Here is a 17,490-nt window from a genome sequence, read left to right as displayed (position 1 = left end):
CCGAACGAGGTGTCTCTACCCGACTCGACGCCGGACGGTACTGATCACACGATGAACGGCACGTTACGACTGTTCCATCAGGGGTCAACGTCGCGATCCGACGGAGCGTTGCTATTGACCGCACGAGGGTGACCACTAGTAGCGTCCATGTCGACGGGCTGTACCCGATGCGGCCCGTTCGGGAGGCCCTGGAGTGGTGTCACACGCACCCGAGAGGGCCGGCACCCGGCCCTCGCGGGCGTGCCGGCCGGAGGACCGCCATGGTCCCTCCGCGTCGTCGCGGCCCGCACCAGGGCCGGCCGGCCCGACGCAGAGCAGGTGCGGTGCCGCGCCTGCGAGGGAGCACCCGTGACCGATCGTCGTCCCGCCCTCACCGACCCGACCCCCGCACCGCAGGGGTCCGTCGGGGACGCACCGGCAGGTACCACCCGCTGCTACGTGCTCGACACGTCCGTGCTGCTGTCCGACCCGTGGTCGCTGCAGCGCTTCGACGAGCACCAGGTCGTCCTGCCGCTCGTCGTCATCAGTGAGCTGGAGGCCAAGCGTCACCACCCCGAACTGGGCTGGTTCGCCCGGACCGCGCTGCGCCAGCTCGACGAGCTGCGCGTCAGGTACGGCCGTCTCGACGCACCCGTGCCGATCGGGGAGTCCGGCGGCACGTTGCACGTCGAGCTGAACCACTCCGACCCCACGGTCCTGCCGGCCGGGTTCCGCACCGACTCCAACGACTCGCGGATCCTGGCCTGTGCGCTGAACCTGAAGGCGGACCCGTCCGTGCCGCCGGACGTCACGCTGGTCACCAAGGACATGCCGTTGCGGGTCAAGGCCGCCGCGGTCGGTCTGGACGCCGACGAGTACCACGGCCAGGACGTGCTGTTCTCGGGCTGGACCGGCATGACCGACCTGGAGGTGACCGCCGAGGACGTCGACGCGCTGTTCCGCGACGGCGTCATCGACCACGACGAGGCCCGCGACCTGCCCTGCAACACGGGGTTGCGGCTGATCGGGGCGTCGAACGCGCTCGGGCGGGTCACCGCGGACAAGCGGGTCAAGCTGGTGCGCGGGGACCGGGAGGCGTTCGGGCTGCACGGCCGTTCCGCCGAGCAGCGGATCGCGCTGGACCTGCTGCTGGACAACGAGGTCGGGATCGTGTCCCTCGGCGGACGCGCCGGGACGGGCAAGTCGGCGCTCGCGTTGTGCGCGGGCCTGGAGGCGGTGCTGGAGCGACGGCAGCACCGCAAGATCGTGGTCTTCCGGCCGCTCTACGCCGTCGGCGGACAGGATCTCGGCTACCTCCCGGGCAGCGAGGTCGAGAAGATGCAGCCCTGGGCGCAGGCCGTCTTCGACACCCTGGGGGCGATGGTCAGCCAGGACGTGATCGACGAGGTCATCGCCCGCGGCCTGCTCGAGGTCCTGCCGCTGACCCACATCCGCGGTCGGTCGCTGCACGACACGTTCGTGATCGTCGACGAGGCACAGTCGCTGGAGCGCAACGTGCTGCTCACGGTGCTGTCCCGGCTCGGGACGGCGTCGCGCGTCGTGCTCACCCACGACGTCGCGCAGCGCGACAACCTGCGCGTCGGACGGCACGACGGCGTCAACGCCGTCATCGAGAAGCTGAAGGGCCACCCGCTGTTCGCGCACGTCACGCTGACCCGCAGCGAGCGCTCGCCGATCGCGGCGCTGGTCACCGAGATGCTGGAGGGACCCAACTCCTGACGACGGCACACGGCCCCCGTCGGCAGTCGCCGACGGGGGCCGTGGTGTGTCTCAGTCGAACAGGTCCGGGTCGGTACGCACGACCTCGTCCCACAGCGGCTGGTAGGAGAACCAGCCGGCGTAGGGCGTGCCGGTCTGCTCGGCGGTGAACCGCGCGTTGGCGTGGTCGACGAGTGTCGGCGTCCCCGCGGCCTCGGCCAGCAGCTGCGCCTGGCAGTTGCGCTCGGTCGAGATGAACCACCAGGCGGCCTCCGCGACCGTCTCGCCGACGGAGAAGATCCCGTGGTTCTGGTGGAAGACCATCCGCCGGCCGGTCAGACCGCGGGCCAGGGCCCGGCCCGCCTCCGGGTCGAGCACGACCGCGCCGGCACCCTCGTGGACGACGCCGTGGTTCTCGTAGAGGGCGCAGGCGTCCTGGGTGATGGGGTCCAGCGGCCGGCCCAGCGACGACCACGCCTTGCCGTACACCGAGTGGGCGTGCGCGGCCGCGACCACGTGCGGGTGCGCCTCGTGGACGGCCGAGTGGATGATGAACCCGGCCTGGTTCACCGGGCGGTTCCCGTGCCGGACCGTGCCGTGGTGGTCGACCATGATCAGGTCCGAGACCCGGATGTGCCGGAAGCTCATGCCGAACGGGTTGACCCAGAACATGTCCGGGTCCTCCGGGTCGCGCACGGTGATGTGCCCGGCGACGCCCTCGCCGAAGCCGAAGCGGCCGAAGATCCGGAACGCCCCCGCGAGCTGCTGCTTGCGGTGCAGGCGCTCCTCGGCGGAGGTGGCGAACGTCGGTGGGACCGGCAGACCGCCGGTACCGCCGCCGCCGAGGGCGGCGGTACCGGAGCTGCTGGTGGTGGTGTCCTGCGTGGGGGCGGCCATGACCCGACCGTGCGCCGGATCACGCGCCGGGTCAAGGGGTGGCTCAGAGGCCGTGCGGGGTGCCCTCGGTGAACCCGGCGGTGGTCTGCACCCCGACGACGGAGCGCTCGTGCAGCTCGTCGACCGAGCGGGCGCCGGCGTAGGTGCACGCGGAGCGGACGCCCGAGCAGATCTCGTCGAGCACGTCCTCCACACCGGGGCGGTCCGGGTCCAGCCGCTGACGCGAGGACGAGATGCCCTCCTCGAACAGCGCCTTGCGGGCCCGGTCGAACGCGTTGTCGCCCCGGGTGCGTGCGCTGACCGCGCGCTTGGACGCCATCCCGAACGACTCCTTGTACGCGCGGCCGTGCTCGTCGCGCAGCAGGTCTCCGGGGGACTCGTAGGTGCCCGCCAGCCAGGAGCCGATCATCACCGACGCCGCGCCGGCGGCCAGGGCGAGTGCCACGTCGCGCGGGTGGCGCACCCCGCCGTCGGCCCAGATCACGGCGCCGCGCTCGCGGGCCGCGGCGGCGCACTCGGCGACCGCGGAGAACTGCGGGCGCCCGACGCCGGTCATCATCCGGGTCGTGCACATCGCGCCGGGGCCGACGCCGACCTTGACGATGTCGGCGCCCGCCTCGACCAGGTCGGCGACACCCTCGGCGGTGACCACGTTGCCGGCGGCGACCGGGACCGTGGCCCCGGCCTCGTCGACCACACGGCGGACCGCGCCGAGCGCGTCGGCCATCTTCTCCTGGTGGCCGTGCGCGGTGTTGACGACGAGCACGTCCACCCCGGCGTCGAGCAGGGCCTTCGCCTTCACCGCGACGTCGCCGTTGATGCCGATCGCGGCCGCGGTGCGCAGCCGGCCGGCGCCGTCGAGTGCGGGGGAGTAGATCCCGGCGCGGATCGCGCCGAGCGGGGTGAGCAGGCCGGCGAGGCGGCCGTCGCCGTCGAGGCCGAGCGCGACGGCCTTGCGGCGGGCGTCGAGCTGCTCGAACACCTCGCGCGGCTCGGTGCCCAGCGGCAGCGCCAGCGGGTCCGGGTCGAGGACGTCGGCGAGGCGGGTGAAGCGGTCCACCCCGGCGCAGTGCGCCTCGGACACGGTGCCGACCGGGCGGCCGCCGTCGTCGACGACCACGACGGCGTCGTGGGCCCGCTTGGGCAGCAGGTTCAGCGCGTCGGCGACCGCGTCGGAGGTGCGCAGCACCAACGGGGTGTCCCACACCGGGTGCCGGGACTTGATCCAGGACACGATCTCGGCGACGGCATCGGTCGCCACGTCCTGCGGGAGCACGGTCAGCGCGCCGCGCCGGGCGAGCGTCTCGGCCATCCGGCGTCCGGCGACGGCGGTCATGTTCGCCGCCACCACGGGCACCGTGGCCCCGGAACGGTCCGGGGCGGTGAGGTCCACGTCGAAGCGGGACGTCACGGTGGAACGGCGTGGGACGAGGAAGACGTCGTCGTAGGTCAGGTCGTGCTCGGGCCGGCGGTCGTCGAGGAAGCGCACGATATCGGGATGCTACGCCCCGGGGCGTTGTCACGCGTCCGTCATGTGAGGGGAACCGCCGGGCAACCCCGTGTGCCTACCGTCGGGTACATGCCGGTGCCGTCGCCGAACCCTCGTGTGCGTGCCGCAGACGTGCGCCGGCTCCGTGACCTCCTGCGCATCGCGGTGGCCGGGGGCGGGCGCCCCGGGGGCCTGCTGCCCGGCGAGGACGAGCTGATGGTGCGCCACGCCGTGCCGCGCGCCGTCGTCCGGGCCGCCCTGGGTCTGCTGGGCGAGGAGGGGCTGCTGCGGCCGGGGCCGACCGGGTACCGGATCGTCGCCCGCCCGCACTACCCCGGACGGGCCGCCGTCACGGGCACGGGCACCCGCCTCCCGCGCTGGCTGGAGCGCACCGGGATCGCCGCGCCCGACGTGCTCGCCGAGTGGCTCGGTGTGCCGGTCGGGGCGCCGTGCCTGCGCACCGAGTGCGTCTCGGCGACGGCCGGCGGCGGCGCGGTGCTGGAGACCCACTACGTGACGACCACGGCCGCGGCGCGGCTGCTCGCGGTGCCCGGGACCGGCCCTTTCGACCTGCAGCTGACCGAGGCAGGACTGCACCCGGTGTGGGCGGACACCCGCTCCGGCCCGGTGCCCGCCGACCCGGACTCCGCGGCGCTGCTCGGCGTCGCCGCCGGTGCCCCGCTGCTCGGCGCCGAACGCACCCTGACCGGCGGCGACGGTCGGGTCCTCGCCGTCAGTGTGCTGCGTGCCGACCCGACCGGGACGGTGACCGCGGCCCGCGACGGCGCCGGGTCGGCTCAGTCGGACAGCAGCGCCCGCACCGCGTCGAGGGAGTCGGCCTCGGCCGGGGTCTTGTCCGGCCGGTAGCGCAGCACCCGGGCGAAGCGCAGCGCCACACCGCCCGGGTAGCGGGTGCTGCGCTGCGCGCCGTCGAGCGCGATCTCCACGACCAGCTCCGGGCGCAGGTGCACCACCCCCGGCTCCCGGGACGTCTCGTAGTCGGGGAAGGTCGCGGTCTGCCAGGCCAGCAGCTCGTCGGTCATGCCCTTGAACGTCTTGCCGACCATCACCGGCTCCCCGCCGTCCGGGTCGCGGGCGCCGAGATGGATGTTCGACAGCGACCCGGTGCGCCGCCCGTAGCCCCACTCGGCGCCCAGCACCACCAGGTCCAGGGTGTGCACCGGCTTCACCTTCTGCCAGGCCTTGCCCCGCCGACCGGCCGCGTACGGCGCGGCCAGGTCCTTCACGACGACGCCCTCGTGCCCCGCCGTCAGCGCCTCCTCGAGGACCGCGGCCGCCTGCTCCGGCGACGGCCGCCGGACCCCCGGCATCCGCAGCGCGGCGTGCACGTCGGCGGCCAGCAGCCCGGCGAGCGCGTCGAGCCGCACCTCGGTGGGCTCGTCGACGAGGTCGCGGCCGTCGAGGTGGAGCAGGTCGAAGAAGAACGGCGACAGCATCACCTCGCCGCCGGACTCCTCGGTCCCGAACCGGCTCATCGTGTCCTGGAACGGGCGGGGGCGGCCGTCGTCGTCGAGGGCGAGGGTCTCGCCGTCGAGCACCGCGGTGTCACACGGCAGGCCACGGACCAGATCCACCATCTCGGGCACGCGGGCGGTGATCTCGCGCAGCGTCCGGGTCCACACCCGCACCTCGTCGCCGTGGCGGTGCACCTGGATGCGGGCGCCGTCCAGCTTGTGCTCGACGGTCACGTCGGCGCCGAGCCCGGCCAGCGCGGCGTCGAGCGAGTCACCGGGGGAGGCGAGCATCGGCCGGACGGGCCTGCCCACCTCCAGCGCCACCCCGGCGAGTGCATCCTCGCCGCCGGTCAGCGCGGTCGCCGCCGTCTCGGGGAGCCGTCCGGACAGCATGAACGCCCGCCGCACCGACGCCGCCGACACCTCGGCCGCGGCGGCGACGGCGTCGACCATCAGCCCCTCCAGCGCGCCCTGGCGCAGCTCGCCGGTGAGCAGGCGGTGCAGGAACCGCTGCTCCTCGGCGGTGGCGGCGCCGTACAGCTCGGTGAGCAGCTCACGGCGCCGGGTCGCCGAGCCCGCCCCCGCGGTGCCGGCCAGCTCGTCGAGGAGGGCGTCGACCCGCTCCACCGTCAGCGACGGCTCCGCCGCGGCCGGCACGTCGACGCCCGACAGGGTCCGCCAGCCGGTGCCGATCCGGCCCTGCCGGGGCACCCCGGACAGCCAGGCGACGACCGGCACGACCTCGGCCGGCGCGGCGGCGCGCAGCAGCCCCGCGAGCGCGGCGGTCTTCTCCTTGCGCGCGCGGGTCGCCCCGACCGCGGCCGAGGTGGTGACGACGTCGGTGAACAGCACCGGGCCAGTGAAGCAGCGACCCCCGACAGCCCGCGCGTCGTCGGGTCAGGCGGTGCGCACGACCTGCGGTGCCGGGGTGGGACGCGGGCCGCCCGCGGGCGGCAGGATCGCGCGGCGCCACAGCTCGGCGACCGGGACGACCCCGCGGCAGGTGCCGTCCGGTGCGACGACGACCAGGTCGTCGTAGCCGCGGGCCGGGTCGCCGGCCAGACCGATCTCCATCGCGCGGTGCAGCGGGGTCCGCTCGTCGACGGTCCGCGGCGGGTCCGCCAGCTCGGCCGCCGGCTTCTCGGCCCACAGCGCGTGGCCGAACCTGCCTGCCAATTGGAGCAGGACGCGGCTGCGGTCGAGGTAGCCGACCGGCCGGTGCGCCCGGTCGACCAGGACGATCCCGGCCGACTCGGGGCGGGCGCGCAGCACCTCGCGGGCGGTGTCGCCGACGGCGTCGTCGGGCAGGGTCACGGCCGGGACGGCGAGCCCGCGCACGGGGGGACCGGCCGGCCGGGGTGTCGCGGGGTGCTCGGGGACCGACGGCGTGACCCCGGGCGGTGCGGCCACGGGCGGTGTGGACCCTGGCGTGAACGGCTGCGGCACCGCGCTCAGCAGGCCGAGGAGCTCCGCACGGGTCGCCGGGTCGGCCTCGGGGACGGCGCGCGCCCCGCCCAGCAGCGGGCCCTGGGCGAGGGCGACGCCGGTCACGAACAACCCGACCAGCCGGCCCGCGTCGTGGACCCCGGTCGCGGCGACCGGTGCCCCGGCCGTGCGGGACACCTCGAGCACCGCGCGGACGGCCGCCCCCGTGCCCGCGTCGAGCACCCCGCCGCAGAGGTCGGGCTCCAGCTTCACCACGTCCGGCCGGACGGCGGCCACCACCTCGGGCCCGAATGCGCGCCCGGCCCCGTCGAGCCCGATCCGGAATCCCCACCGCCGCAGTTCGGCCAGTGCCGGGACGAGGTGCTCGGCCGGCGCCGCGGCGGCGATCGGCGGCCCCACCTCCAGCAGCGGGGCCACCGGGTCGGTGGCGTCGCCGAGCATCCCGCGCAGCCGCTCCCGCGCGTGCAGGACGGTGTCCGCGGCGACGTCGACCTGGATCGGGACCGTGCCGCCGTGCGCGCGGGCCGACGCGACCGCCGAGACCGCGGTACCCGCGTCGAGCTCGGCGATCCGGCGGGCGTCCCAGCCGCGGTCGCGGGCCACGACGGCCACCGCGTCGTGCTGCTGGCGCGGCACCACCTCGACCCCGGCGACGCGACCGGTGCGCAGATCGTGCACGGGGACGTACGCGAAGCGCTGGTCGGCCATGATGCGGTCCGTTCGAGTGAAAGTGATCGACTGGCGCTCACACAGTGTCACGTCGATGTGGACCGAACGGGGACCGGAGATGAACAGCGGGTGGACTGACCCGGCTGCGCCCGGCCGGTGACCGGGCGCAGCCGGGTCAGGAGCGCTTCTCGCCGCGGGTCATCGCCAGCACGTCCAGGGCGCGGTCCAGCTCGGCCTCGGTGAGCGTCCCGTTCGCCACGTGCCCGCGCTCGATCACGACCTCGCGGATGGTCCGTCGCTCCTTCAGCGCCTGCTTCGCGATGGCCGCCGCCTCCTCGTAGCCGATCTTCGAGTTCAGCGGGGTGACGATCGACGGCGAGGACTCGGCGTACTCGCGGGTGCGCTCGAGGTCGGCCTCCATCCCGTCGACGACCTTGTCGGCGAGCAGCCGCGCCACGTTCGCGATCAGTCGCGCGGACTCCAGCACGTTGCGCGCCATCACCGGCATCATCACGTTCAGCTCCAGGTTGCCCTGGCTGCCGGAGAAGCCGACGCACGCGTCGTTGCCCATGACCTGGGCGCAGACCATCATCGTGGCCTCGCAGATCACCGGGTTGACCTTGCCCGGCATGATCGAGCTGCCCGGCTGCAGGTCCGGCAGGTGGATCTCGGCCAGCCCGGTCCGCGGTCCGGACGACAGCCAGCGCAGGTCGTTGGCGATCTTGTAGAGCGACACGGCGACGGTGCGCAGCGCGCCGGAGGCCTCGACCAGGCCGTCACGCGAGCCCTGGGCCTCGATGTGGTCGGCGGCCTCGGCGAGCTGCTCCAGACCGGTGGTCTCGCGCAGCTTCGCGACGACGGCGGCGCCGAACCCGTCCGGCGCGTTCAGCCCGGTGCCGACCGCGGTCCCGCCGATCGGCAGGACGGCGAGGCGGGGCAGCGCGTCGCGGACGCGGTCCGCGCCGTAGCCGGCCTGGCTGGCCCAGCCACCCGCCTCCTGGCCGAGGGTGATCGGGACGGCGTCCATCAGGTGGGTGCGGCCGGCCTTCACGACCTCCGACCAGTCCGCGGCGCGGCGGCGCAGCGCGGCCTCGAGGTGCTCCAGCGCCGGGACGACCTCGGTCGCCAGCGCCTCGGTGGCGGCGAGGTGGATGGTCGTCGGGAAGACGTCGTTCGACGACTGCGAGGCGTTGACGTGGTCGTTCGGGTGCACGTCCGTGCCGGCGCGGGCGGCCAGCGAGGCGATCACCTCGTTGGCGTTCATGTTCGACGACGTGCCGGAGCCCGTCTGGAAGACGTCGACCGGGAAGTGGTCGTCGTGCCCGCCCGCGGCCACCTCGTCGGCGGCCGCGGCGATCGCGCGGGCCCGGTCGTCGTCCAGTACGCCCAGCTCGCCGTTCACCCGGGCCGCGGCCGCCTTGACCAGGCCGAGCGCGCGGATCTGGGCGCGCTCCAGGCCGCGGCCGGAGATCGGGAAGTTCTCCACCGCGCGCTGGGTCTGGGCCCGCCACAGCGCGTCGGCGGGGACCCGGACCTCGCCCATGGTGTCGTGCTCGATGCGGAAGTCCTCGCTCATGGGCGAAGGTCTACTCCTCCGCGACCCGTCCCGCAGTGTTAAGTGAGCCTAACCTCACGGCAGCGGCGGGGCCTCGCCCTCGACGCCGTCGAAGTCGACGGAGGAGAACTCGCGCAGCTTGGTGAGGCGGTGGTAGCCGTCGATCAGCCGCACCGTGCCGGACTTGGACCGCATCACGATCGACTGGGTGGTCGCGCCGCCGCCCCGGTAGTGGACGCCGCGCAGCAGCGGGCCGTCGGTGATGCCGGTGGCGCAGAAGAAGACGTTCTCGCCGCGCACGAGCTCGGCGGTGGTCAGGACCTTGTCGAGGTCGTGGCCCGCGGCGAGGGCCTTCTCCCGCTCGGCGTCGTCGGTGGGCCAGAGGCGGCCCTGGATCTCGCCGCCCATGCACTTGAGCGCGGCCGCGGTGATGATCCCCTCCGGGGTGCCGCCGACGCCGTAGAGCATGTCCACGCCCGAGTTGGGACGTGCCGCGGCGATGGCACCGGCGACGTCGCCGTCGGAGATGAAGGAGATCCGGGCGCCGGCCTCGCGGATCTCGGCGACGATCTGCTCGTGTCGCGGGCGGTCGAGCACGCAGACCGTCACGTCGGCGACGTCGGTCTCCTTGGCCCGCGCGACCCGGCGGATGTTCTCCGCGACCGGCGCGGTGATGTCGATGACGTCGGCCGAGTCCGGGCCGACCGCGATCTTCTCCATGTAGAACACCGCGGACGGGTCGAACATCGCGTCGCGCTCGGCGACGGCGAGCACCGCGAGCGCGTTCGGCATGCCCTTGGCCATCAGCGTGGTGCCGTCGATGGGGTCGACGGCGACGTCGCAGAACGGGCCCTCGCCGTTCCCGACCTCCTCGCCGTTGAACAGCATCGGGGCCTCGTCCTTCTCGCCCTCGCCGATGACGACGACACCGCGCATCGACACCGACGAGATGAGCTGGCGCATGGCGTCGACGGCGGCGCCGTCGCCACCGTTCTTGTCGCCCTTGCCGACCCAGCGCCCCGCGGCCATGGCGGCGGCCTCGGTGACCCGGACCAGCTCCATCGCCAGGTTGCGGTCGGGCGCCTCACGACGGCGGGGGGCGGCGGGGCTGGCGGACTGGCTCACGGATACGTCTCCATTCACGGGCGGCGTGCTCGTCGGCGACGTCCCCTCGCCCGGGTGGTGACCGGCGTACGGGGAGGCGCCCGGCGATCCTCGCACGTGGGGCGCCGGGGGAGCAGTGATGAGCGACCGACGCCATGCCTGGGACGATGGACACGTGAGCGCCCGACCTGACCCGGGAACGCCGTCCTCGGAGCGCCCGGAGGCCTCGGAGCCCGGCGGGTCCCCGGCGGCCCCGAACCCGGCGGCCCCTGACCCGGCGGCCCCTGACCCGGCCGCGCCTGTTTCCCCAGCCGCGGACCCGGCTGCGGCTGCGGACTCGGACCCGGCTCCCGCTGCGGCCCGGGCTCCGGCCGCCGCGCCCGCGGGTGCGGCCCGGGCCGGACGGCCGCAGCCGCCGCCGGTGACCCGCCGGATCCCGGAGGCCGGCCCGCAGGCGATGCACAAGCCCGGCCGCGGCGACGCGTCGGTGCGCGACCTGATCTGGGCCTGTCTGATCCTCGTCCCGGTCGCCCTGCTGATCTTCTCGGTCGGCGGGTCGTGCTCGTTCTCGCCCGGCGGCCCGGCCGAGGACGCCGCGTCGGCGCCCAGCGTCGACGCCCCGGCCCGGATCGCCGAGTACGCCCGCGGCTCGACCTTCCCGCTGCGGCTGCCGGACGTGCCGTTCCGGGCCAACTCCACCGATCGTGGCCCGGTCGAGGGCGGCGGCACCGCCGTGCGCATCGGCTTCGTCACCCCCGACGCGGACTTCCTGAGCCTGGTCCAGACCGACGGGTCGGTCGAGGGCGTCCTCGCCACCGAGTCCGGCTCCGCGGGCCGCGGCGACGGCCCCCCGACGATGCGCGGCACCGTGCAGGCGGGCGGCCTGACCTGGGAGGTCTACGGCGCCGAGGGCGGCGAGCCCTTCCGGGTCGCGACGCTGCCCGGCCGTCCCGAGGTCCGCGTCCTGGTGACCGGCTCGGCGTCGGAGGACCAGTTCCGAACCCTCGCCGATGCCCTCACCACCGCCCGAGTCTTCCCACCCGGTTCCTGACCCCGGTCCCACACGGAGTCCGACGTCCCACACGGGATCCGATCCCGTGTGGGACGCCGGAACCCCTGTGGGACGTGGTTGTCCACATTGCGGGGAGTTATCCACAGGGTTCGGTTCGGGGGCGTCGGCCGGGGTGTTGCGGGGCAGGGTCGGGGCATGGACCTTCTGCCCGGTACGACGCCCGTGCGGCGCTCTGAGCTGCTCGCCGCGAGGATGAGCGAGGCCGAGATCCGCCACGCCGTCGGCTCGGGGGCGATCGTGCGGGTCTGCCGTGGGATGTACCGCGGTGCCGTGCCGCCGGGGCCGCCGGGCCCGCCGGGGCCGCGGGGGACACCGGGGCCGTCGGGGGCACCGGGGCCGCCGGGTTCGCTGGGGCCGCGGGGGGATCCCGGTCGGCACTGGGAGGAGCTCGTCGCCGGGCACGAGCGCGCCGTGCGCGGGGTGGTGCGTCGGCTCGAGTCGCCCGCGGTCGTCAGCCACGTCTCCGCCGCGGTCGTGCACGGCACCGAGATCTGGGACGTGCCGCTGGACCGCGTCCACGTCACGCGGTCGGCGCCGACCGGGGCTCGCCGGGGACACGACCTCGTCCTCCACACGGTGCCCCTCGATCCCGCGGAGACGCTGTGGGTGCGCGGGATCCTGGTGACCGCGCCCGCCCGCACCGTCGCCGACGTGGCCAGGACGGTGCCGTTCGGTCAGGCGGTCGTCGTCGCGGACGGTCTGGCCCGGCGGTACGGGCTCCGGACCGCGGAGCTCCTGACCGCGGCGCGCCCGGAGCGTCGTCGCCGGGGGACGGCGGCCGCGGTGCGCGTCGCGCGGTTCGCCGACGGGCGCGCCGCGAGCCCCGGCGAGTCACGGAGCCGCGTGCTGTTCCACGCGGCCGGGCTCCCGGCCCCCGACCTGCAGCGCGAGGTCCGGGACGCCGGCGGCCGGTGGTGCGCGACCGTCGACTTCTGGTGGGACGGCAGCCCGCCCGTCGTCGGGGAGTTCGACGGCGAGGTGAAGTACGGGCGTCTGCTCCCGCCGGGGAGGACGGCGGGTCAGGTGATCACCGAGGAGAAGATCCGCGAGGACCGGCTCCGTGACCTGGGCCTGCACGTCGTCCGGTGGACCTGGCGCGACCTGGACGCCCCCGCTGCCCTCCTGACCCGCCTCCGCACGAGGCTGCCGCCCCGGTGACCTCCCACACCGGATGCGGCGTCCCACACGGGTTCGGAATCCGTGTGGGACGCCGCATCCCGTGTCGGAAGCTCAGGCGTCGTCGGGGTCGGCGTCGGCGTCGGCGAGCTTTTCCTCGATGCGGGTGCGGGCGCCGGCGAGCTGGGCGTCGCAGCGCTTGGCCAGGGCCTCGCCGCGCTCCCACAGCGCGACGGACTCGTCCAGGCCGAGGCCGCCGACCTCCAGCGCGCGCACGACCTCCATGAGCTCGTCGCGGGCCTGCTCGTAGCCCAGGGTCTCCACTGCCGGTCGGTCGCTCATCGGGTCTCCGGGTCGGGGGTGGTGGTCACGGCGCCGTCGGCGACCCGGATCCGCAGGCCGGTGCCGGCGGGCGCGTCGGCGACCGACCGCAGGAGCGGGGGCACGTCGTCGGTGCGGTCGGCGAGCTGCACGATCGCGTAGCCGCGCGCCAGGGTCGCGGTCGGGCCGAGCGCGGCGAGTCGGGCGCCCAGGTGCTCCAGCTCCGACGACGCCCGGTCCAGCCGGCGCAGCACCGCGCGGTGGGCGGCGGCGCGGGCGTCGGCGATCTCGGCCTCCCGGGCGGTGACCATGCGCAGCGGGTCGGCGAGCACCGGCCGCCGTCGCAGGTCGTCGAGGCGGTGCTGCTCGCGGTCGACCCAGCCGTGCAGGGCTCGGCGGGCCCGGTCGCGCAGCCCGGAGATCCGCGCGGTCTCCTCGGCGAGGTCGGGGACCAGGCTGCGTCCGGCCTCGGTCGGGGTGGAGCAGCGCACGTCGGCGACGTGGTCGACCAGCGGGGTGTCCGGCTCGTGCCCGATGGCCGACACGACCGGGGTCCGGCAGGCGGCGACGGCGCGGCACAGCGTCTCGTCGGAGAAGGGCAGCAGGTCCTCGACGCTGCCGCCGCCGCGGGCGAGCACGATGACCTCGACGTCCGGGTCGCGGTCGAGCGCCCGCAGCGCGCCGACGACCTGCTCCACGGCCAGCCCGCCCTGTACGGCGACGTTCTCGATCCGGAACCGCACCGCGGGCCAGCGCGCGGTCGCGTTGCGGACCACGTCGTGCTCGGCCGCGGAGTCGCGCCCGGTGACCAGGCCGATGGTGTGCGGGAGCAGTGGCGGGCGCCGCTTGAGGGACGGGTCGAACAGTCCCTCGGCGGCGAGCAGCCTGCGCAGCCGCTCGATGCGGGCCAGCAGCTCGCCGAGACCGACCGCGCGGATCCGGTCGACGCGCAGCGACAGCGTGCCGCGGCCCAGGTAGAACGACGGCTTGCCGTGCACGATCACCCGGCTGCCCTCGGTCACGGCGGCGCCGGCGTCGCGCACCAGCGACGACGGCGCCGTCAGCTGCAGGGAGATGTCGGCGGCCGGGTCACGCAGGGTCAGGAACGCGGTCCCGGAGCGGGCGTTGACCTGGGCGAGCTGGCCCTCGACCCACACCGCGCCGAGCCGGTCGACCCACTCGGCGATCTTGCGGGCGACCGTGCGGACCGGCCACGGGTCCTCCTCGGAGGTCGTGGCGCTCAACGGTTCTCGGACACCGTCGCGATCCGGTTCGTCAGCATCGTGACGTACGGCGGCCGGTTCTCGTGTGCGGTCTCCCAGGCGAGGAGGTCCGCGAGGTCGTCGAGGCTCAGCGTGCGGAGCTTGCCGCGCAGCTGGGGCACGGTCATCGTCGGGTACTCGGGCAGCACGGCCGGCACGGTCGCGCTCGCCTCGGCCCGGTTCGACGCCGCCGCCGGCCGGGACGACGGGGACCGGTCGATCGGGATGCCGGTGCGGGCGGGCCGCAGCGACGACACGGTGCCGTTGCGGCCGGCCGGGGCGGCGGGCGGCAGCGGCGGGGCGATCGGCTCCGGGTCGGGCAGCGAGAGGTCGGCGCCGTCGGCCAGGTCGTCGTCGAAGGTCGCCCAGCTGGGGACGTCGTCGGCGGGACGCAGGGTGCCCAGCGCGCGGTCACCCTTGATCGCCAGCTCGGTGATCCGCTGCTGGACCCGCATGGACACCTGCAACGCCTGGCTGACCGCGGTCACCGGCAGCTCGACGGCGTGCCGCGGCAGCTCTCGGGCCTGCTCGACGGCGGTCACGACGAGGCCGGCGGCGATCCGCACGGGGAACGGCAGCGGAGACATGCACGCCATTGTCCCCTGATCCGCGGTCGCCTGTCGCGCCGGGCGCCCGGTCGGGCCGGTCACGTGCGGCTGCCCGTTCCCGGGGTGGTCCGTACCCTGGGGGCATGTCCGGTTCTGCCAAGCAGGTCCTGCTCGCCAAGCCCCGCGGCTACTGCGCGGGCGTCGACCGTGCCGTCGAGGCGGTGGAGCAGGCACTCGACCAGTACGGCGCCCCCGTGTACGTCCGCAAGGAGATCGTGCACAACAAGCACGTGGTGGAGACGCTGCGCGAGCGCGGCGCGATCTTCGTCGACGAGGCGTCGGAGGTCCCGGAGGGTGCGCACGTCGTGTTCTCCGCGCACGGCGTCTCGCCCGCGGTCCGCGCCGAGGCCTCGGGCCGGAACCTGCAGACCATCGACGCGACCTGCCCGCTGGTGACCAAGGTCCACCAGGAGGCGAAGCGGTTCGCCCGCGAGGACTACGACATCCTGCTCGTCGGGCACGCCGGGCACGAGGAGGTCGAGGGGACCTCCGGTGAGGCGCCCCAGCACATCCAGCTCGTCGAGTCCGCCGCCGACGTCGACTCCGTGACCGTCCGCGACCCGGAGAAGGTCGTGTGGCTCTCGCAGACCACGCTCAGCGTCGACGAGACGATGGACACCGTGCGCGCGCTGCGCGAGCGGTTCCCGAAGCTGCAGAACCCCCCGTCGGACGACATCTGCTACGCCACGCAGAACCGTCAGGTGGCGGTGAAGACGATGGCGCCGCGCTGCGACCTCGTGCTGGTCGTCGGGTCGCGGAACTCGTCGAACTCGGTGCGTCTGGTCGAGGTCGCCCTCGGCGCCGGGGCCGGTGCCTCGTACCTGATCGACTACGCCCGTGAGATCGACGAGTCGTGGCTCGACGGCGTCACGACGGTCGGGATCACCAGCGGCGCGTCGGTGCCGGAGATCCTGGTGCAGGGCGTCGTCGAGTACCTGGCCGAGCGCGGCTTCGGCTCGGTCGAGGAGGTCGACACCGCCGAGGAGACGCTGACCTTCTCGCTGCCCCGTGAGCTGCGCCCGCCGCGTGGCCGGTCGCTGGGCCTGACCCCGGTGAACTGAGCCCGTCACGCACGACGCAGGCCCCGGACCGACTCGGTCCGGGGCCTGCGTCGTACAGGGGGTGGGGCGGTCAGCCCGCCGCGCGGTCCGCCTGGACCTGCTTCGCCGACACGACCTGCACCTGGTCACCGATCTGCAGGGTGTCGAACCAGAGCTTCGCGTTCTCCGGCGCGAGCCGGACGCAGCCCGCCGACGGGGTGTCGGTGCGGCCCTCGTGGAAGGCGATGCCGCCGTCCTGGAAGAACACCGCCCACGGCATCGGGGCGGGCTCGCCGTTGGTCATCGTGTACTCGCCACTCTTGTGGAGCTGCTCCTTGCGGTACACCCGCAGGGAGTGGCCGATCGGGGTCTCCTTGCCCGGGCCGCCGATGGCGACCGGGACGGGCCCGTGGGTGATCTTCCCGTCGGTGAACAGCCAGGAGCGCTGCGAGTCGAGGTCGACACAGGCGCGGGCCGTGACGGTGCACGGGGTGCCCGCGACGAGCGGCTGGTCCCGGAAGGCCTGGGCGGCCGGGGTCCCGGCGATCGCGGTGCCGACGCCGATCAGCGCGACGGCCGCGGTGACCAGCGCGACGACGATCGCGGGTCGCGTCCTGCGGGGGCTGCGGGTGGTCGACATGGCTCTCCAGTGGTTCCGGCGTGCGTCGGGGGGAGCGGCGGGGTCACGCCGTGCCCCCGATGGGGAAGACGTTCGGGAGGGCAGTGGGTTGCTCCCATTGTCCGGTCCGTCGTCACTCGGGCGGTCTGCGGGGTACGTTCCGGCCGTCCACCTGGGCGGATGCATGCGGGGCGCCGGTTCCGTCGTCAGCGGGTGTCGCGGCGTGTCCGGCCGGTCGCCCCGCGCGTCGACCCGCGGGTGGGCTCGGAGCGGGACGGATCGACACGGGGGGACTCCGCGCGGGAGGAGCCGGAGCGTGCGGACCCGGTGGAGCGTGCCGCCGAGCCGGTGCGCGAGATCCCGGTGGATCGCGCTGCGGAGCCGGTGCGCGAGACCCCGGTGCCGGTGGAACCGGCGCGCGCGGTGGACCCGGTGCGGGCCGCGTCGCGTCGGGCGGAGCCGGTCGGGGTCGACCCGGTGGCCGACCCGGTGCGGGCGGTGCCGGACGTGCGGGACCGGGCCGCGGTCGCCGTGCCGGGCGTACCCGCACCGCGCGGCGCCCGGGTCCGCCCGCCGGGCCCGTCCGGGTCGTACCCGCCCGGGTCGCGGCCCAGGCGCTGCCGCAGCCGGCCGACCGCGTCGTCCGGGCTGAGCCGCTGGCGCAGCACCCGCAGGCCGGCGACGAGCAGCACGACCAGCGTGGTCACCGCCATCGCCGGGAACGCGTTGATGAGCGGTGCGCCCGCCATGAGCAGGCTCTGCGCCGCGCCGCCACCGGACGGCGCGCCGATGAGCACCGCGACCAGCGGGACGACGACGGCGAGCAGCAGCGGCGGCTGCACGGCCGGCAGGAACAGGCTGCGCCGGCGGACCCAGGACACCGCGAGCACGCAACCGAGCAGGTAGCAGACCTCGAACACCCGGCCGACGGTGCCGATCCGCAGCAGGTCCACCAGGACCCCGAGAGCTGTGGTGCCGACGGCCAGGCCGGTCGCCGCCAGCGGCGGGATCCCGAGGACCGGGGGGAGCAGGGACCGCTCGCGCACCGGCCAGCCACCGCGCGCGGGGGCGGACCCCCGGCCGGGCCGGCGGGCCGAACTCGATCGGGCCGTGGTCACC

General features: G+C 75.0%; 16 protein-coding genes. 5 read left to right on the top strand and 11 right to left on the bottom strand.

The features are described 5' to 3' along the window. Window positions 1-438 precede the first annotated feature (438 nt). Window positions 439-1,719: a PhoH family protein gene (locus KPL59_RS31630; RefSeq protein ID WP_043278933.1), complete on the top strand. Its 1,281-nt coding sequence runs from the start codon at window positions 439-441 to the stop codon at window positions 1,717-1,719. 51 nt (window positions 1,720-1,770) lie between these two features. Here KPL59_RS31630 and KPL59_RS31625 read toward each other — a convergent pair whose 3' ends face one another. Beyond that, complete coding sequence (locus tag KPL59_RS31625) at window positions 1,771-2,595, bottom strand: class II aldolase/adducin family protein (RefSeq protein ID WP_226363011.1); 825 nt, start codon at window positions 2,593-2,595, stop codon at window positions 1,771-1,773. A gap of 43 nt (window positions 2,596-2,638) precedes the next feature. Then, window positions 2,639-4,084: a GuaB1 family IMP dehydrogenase-related protein gene (locus tag KPL59_RS31620; protein WP_226363010.1), complete on the bottom strand. Its 1,446-nt coding sequence runs from the start codon at window positions 4,082-4,084 to the stop codon at window positions 2,639-2,641. 117 nt (window positions 4,085-4,201) lie between these two features. Here KPL59_RS31620 and KPL59_RS31615 point away from each other — a divergent pair, with 117 nt between their 5' ends. Next, window positions 4,202-4,951 (top strand): UTRA domain-containing protein, encoded by a 750-nt coding sequence (locus KPL59_RS31615; protein ID WP_226363009.1) that lies wholly within the window; start codon window positions 4,202-4,204, stop codon window positions 4,949-4,951. Here KPL59_RS31615 and KPL59_RS31610 read toward each other — a convergent pair. From KPL59_RS31610 to glpX, 4 genes are all read right to left on the bottom strand, one after another. Continuing rightward, the gene (locus KPL59_RS31610) at window positions 4,882-6,411 is read right to left on the bottom strand and encodes an ATP-dependent DNA ligase (RefSeq protein ID WP_226363008.1); all 1,530 of its coding nucleotides are present in this window, start codon (window positions 6,409-6,411) and stop codon (window positions 4,882-4,884) included. The genes KPL59_RS31615 and KPL59_RS31610 overlap by 70 nt on opposite strands. 45 nt (window positions 6,412-6,456) lie before the next feature. Next, entirely contained in the window at window positions 6,457-7,713 is a 1,257-nt protein-coding gene (locus KPL59_RS31605; RefSeq protein WP_226363007.1) for an EAL domain-containing protein, read from the bottom strand. Between the two features lie 136 nt (window positions 7,714-7,849). Continuing rightward, window positions 7,850-9,250, bottom strand: a complete 1,401-nt coding sequence (locus KPL59_RS31600; protein WP_226363006.1) for an aspartate ammonia-lyase — start codon at window positions 9,248-9,250, stop codon at window positions 7,850-7,852. Between the two features lie 54 nt (window positions 9,251-9,304). Further along, on the bottom strand, window positions 9,305-10,291 hold the full coding sequence (glpX, locus tag KPL59_RS31595) for a class II fructose-bisphosphatase (RefSeq protein WP_226363091.1): 987 nt from the start codon (window positions 10,289-10,291) through the stop codon (window positions 9,305-9,307). Window positions 10,292-10,508: 217 nt separating this feature from the next. On the opposite strand from glpX, the gene KPL59_RS31590 reads away from it, so the two are divergent. Next, complete coding sequence (locus tag KPL59_RS31590) at window positions 10,509-11,384, top strand: DUF4245 domain-containing protein (protein WP_226363005.1); 876 nt, start codon at window positions 10,509-10,511, stop codon at window positions 11,382-11,384. 156 nt (window positions 11,385-11,540) lie between these two features. Further along, window positions 11,541-12,563, top strand: a complete 1,023-nt coding sequence (locus KPL59_RS31585; RefSeq protein WP_226363004.1) for a type IV toxin-antitoxin system AbiEi family antitoxin domain-containing protein — start codon at window positions 11,541-11,543, stop codon at window positions 12,561-12,563. A gap of 72 nt (window positions 12,564-12,635) precedes the next feature. Here the strand turns inward: KPL59_RS31585 and KPL59_RS31580 are convergent, their stop codons facing one another. The 3 genes from KPL59_RS31580 to KPL59_RS31570 are packed head-to-tail and all read right to left on the bottom strand — an operon-like array spanning window position 12,636 to window position 14,691. Continuing rightward, window positions 12,636-12,863 (bottom strand): exodeoxyribonuclease VII small subunit, encoded by a 228-nt coding sequence (locus tag KPL59_RS31580; protein ID WP_226363003.1) that lies wholly within the window; start codon window positions 12,861-12,863, stop codon window positions 12,636-12,638. After that, window positions 12,860-14,086, bottom strand: a complete 1,227-nt coding sequence (gene xseA / locus KPL59_RS31575; RefSeq protein WP_226363002.1) for an exodeoxyribonuclease VII large subunit — start codon at window positions 14,084-14,086, stop codon at window positions 12,860-12,862. Before xseA ends, KPL59_RS31580 begins: the two co-directional genes overlap by 4 nt. Further along, on the bottom strand, window positions 14,083-14,691 hold the full coding sequence (locus tag KPL59_RS31570) for a lipid droplet-associated protein (RefSeq protein WP_226363001.1): 609 nt from the start codon (window positions 14,689-14,691) through the stop codon (window positions 14,083-14,085). Before KPL59_RS31570 ends, xseA begins: the two co-directional genes overlap by 4 nt. Window positions 14,692-14,795: 104 nt before the next feature. On the opposite strand from KPL59_RS31570, the gene KPL59_RS31565 reads away from it, so the two are divergent. Then, window positions 14,796-15,773 (top strand): 4-hydroxy-3-methylbut-2-enyl diphosphate reductase, encoded by a 978-nt coding sequence (locus KPL59_RS31565; protein ID WP_060713231.1) that lies wholly within the window; start codon window positions 14,796-14,798, stop codon window positions 15,771-15,773. A gap of 70 nt (window positions 15,774-15,843) precedes the next feature. Here KPL59_RS31565 and KPL59_RS31560 read toward each other — a convergent pair whose 3' ends face one another. Continuing rightward, window positions 15,844-16,392, bottom strand: coding sequence for a L,D-transpeptidase (locus KPL59_RS31560; protein WP_060713230.1), 549 nt, complete (start codon window positions 16,390-16,392; stop codon window positions 15,844-15,846). Window positions 16,393-16,577: 185 nt separating this feature from the next. Beyond that, window positions 16,578-17,489, bottom strand: a complete 912-nt coding sequence (locus tag KPL59_RS31555) for a DUF6542 domain-containing protein (RefSeq protein ID WP_226363000.1) — start codon at window positions 17,487-17,489, stop codon at window positions 16,578-16,580. Between the last annotated feature and the right edge of the window lies 1 nt (window position 17,490).

Origin of the sequence: Pseudonocardia sp. ICBG1142 (assembly GCF_020496255.1) — a bacterium.
GTDB lineage: Bacteria > Actinomycetota > Actinomycetes > Mycobacteriales > Pseudonocardiaceae > Pseudonocardia.
Note: the sequence above shows the minus strand (reverse complement) of the source record. Positions and strands in the feature narration are given on the sequence as shown.